The sequence below is a fragment of the Streptomyces sp. adm13(2018) genome (assembly GCF_008042145.1).
Classification (GTDB): Bacteria; Actinomycetota; Actinomycetes; order Streptomycetales; family Streptomycetaceae; genus Streptomyces.
In genome coordinates, this window is the sequence record NZ_RDBH01000203.1 from 1 (window position 1) to 2,239 (window position 2,239).

Annotated in this window: 2 protein-coding genes; one reads left to right on the plus strand and one right to left on the minus strand. The window is 76.5% G+C overall.

Features of this window, described 5'->3' with window-relative positions:
• Positions 1–898, plus strand: an 898-nt coding sequence (locus tag EAO70_RS35575) for an MFS transporter (protein WP_148006933.1), incomplete at its 5' end; no start/stop codon positions are given.
• 46 nt (positions 899–944) lie between these two features.
• Here the strand turns inward: EAO70_RS35575 and EAO70_RS35580 are convergent.
• Complete coding sequence (locus EAO70_RS35580) at positions 945–1,769, minus strand: class I SAM-dependent methyltransferase (protein WP_148006934.1); 825 nt, start codon at positions 1,767–1,769, stop codon at positions 945–947.
• Positions 1,770–2,239: the final 470 nt, after the last annotated feature.

Below are 2,239 nucleotides of genomic sequence, written 5' to 3' on the forward strand. Positions count from 1 at the left end.
CCGGCCCGCCGACCCGCCCGCACCCCTCACCGGCAGCAGGCGGGGACTGGCGATGGTGGCCCTGGCCCAGGCGGTCGTGCTGTTCGACGCGGCCTCCTTCCTGGCGGCGATGTGGCGGGGCGGCTACGCGGGCCTGGGGTACGGCGGCGTCTTCCGGCTGACGTCCACGGTCTACCTGCAACTGGTGCCCGCCCTCTATGCGCTGGCCTTCGTCGTGACGCTGGTGTTCGGCGCACGCCTGGCCGATCTCATGGGTCGCAAGAGGGCCCTGGTCACCGGCCTCATGGGCTTCGCGCTCACCGCCGTGCTGCTCACCATGGCGCCCTCCTCCGGTGTGCTCATCACGGGGCGGATCCTCCAGGGCGTCTTCGCGGCCCTGGTCTGCTCGTCCGCCCCGCTCCTCGTGTCCTCGTCCCTGACGGGCCGGGAGGAGCGGCGCAGGGCCTTCGGGATCCAGGTGGCCGTCGCGGGCAGCGGACCGGTGCTCGGCCTGCTGGTGAGCTGGTGGATCCTCGAAGGGGTGGCCTGGCGCTGGTACGTGCTCCTCATGGTCCCGCTCGCCGCGATCGCCGCGGTCGGTACGTCGACCCGGGTGCAGGACCGGCCCGGCCGCCTCGGTGCGGGTTTCGACGTGCCCGGCGTGCTGCTCGGCCTCGGCGCGATCGCGGCCGTGAGCGGAGCCGTCCCGCACTTCACGAGCCGGGAGGTGGTGCTTCCCGTGGCCACCGGGCTCCTGGTGGCCGCGTTCCTGTGGCGGCAGACCAGGACGGCCGGAGCGCTGGTCCCCGGGCCCGGGGGCGGCGCGGGGGCTCCGGTCGGCTGGGTCGTCGGAACGGCCCTGGCGGGCGTCGGCGGCGGCTACCTGGTCACGGCCATGGGGTTCGCGCACTACTGGTGACGGGCCCGCCGGCCCCGGCCGGCGGCACCACCGCGACCCCCGTCCCTCAGGGGACGTCGAGCGGTCTGCGGCCCCAGGCCGTGAGCATGCCCGCGGAGAGCGCCGCACAGGCGTCGGACTCCAGATACCGGATCGCCTCGTCGACGGCCGCGTCGTCGACGAGGCCGGTCGCGAGCAGCGGCGCCCGGCTCCGCTCCCACGTGTCCGCCCAGAAACGGCTGATCGGGCTCCCCGCGAGCAGCGGCGGCACATGGATCTCGGCGGCGACGGGCACGAGGCCCGCCTCGCGGAGCAGTCGGGGATACGCGGGCACCCGGGTGACGTCGGTGCCGATGGTCTCCCGCAGCGCCTGCCACATCGCCCGCATCACCGCGGTGTACGGGGTGGCGGGGGCCCGGTCGCTCGTCAGGTCGACCGCGTCGCTGATCACCAGCACCCCGCCCGGCTCGACGAGGCGGGCCAGCCGGGCGATCACCCGCTCCCGGTCCGGCAGGTGCATCAGGACGAAGCGCGCGTGGACGAGGCGGAACCGGCCGGGGTCGAAGTCCGGGTCGGTGACGTCGGCCTCGATGACGTCGAGGCCGGTCACGGGCCGTTCGACGAGGAAGCGCACATCGCGGTCGACGGCGAGCACTCCCGTCACCCCGGCCTCTTCGAGGAGCCTGCGGGAGACGGTGCCCGTACCGGCGCCCACGTCGAGGCAGCGCCACCCGGGACCGACGCCGAGGGCGCGGAACCGGGCCATGGTGAGGTCGTCGTAGGCGAGTGCGCCGAGGTCGATGCGCTCGTCCTCGCCCTCCCGCCCGGGAGGGAACACGGCCTCGCCGTAGCCGCCTTCCTCAGGGGCGCTCCCGCCCGGGGCGGCGTTCACGCCGCGACCGGACGGTCGAGGGGACGCGGCCGAGCCGCCCGGCCGGCGCTCTCGCTGCCGGGCGCGGGTCGGCGAAGGCGTCGGAGGGCGAGGGCGCGGGGGCCGCCCCCGGCGCCGTCCGGCGCCCGGTCGGCGCGGCACGGGAACAGCGGGCGTTCGACCCGTCTCATGGCCGGATCCCTTCAGCTTGCGGGGCGGTGGCTGGTGGCGGGCGGGCGTCGCCGACAGCCTGGGCACCGGCGCTGCGACCGCCTTGCCGTCGATCCTCCACGGCGCACCGCCACCCGGGGCGAGGCGCGCCGCGCCTGCGCCGATCGAGCACACGCCGCCCGCCCCGAGCACCCTCGGATCCGGCCATGAGACGGGTCGAACGCCCGCTGTTCCCGTGCCGCGCCGACCGGGCGCCGGACGGCGCCGGGGGCGGCCCCCGCGCCCTCGCCCTCCGACGCCTTCGCCGACCCGCGCCCGGC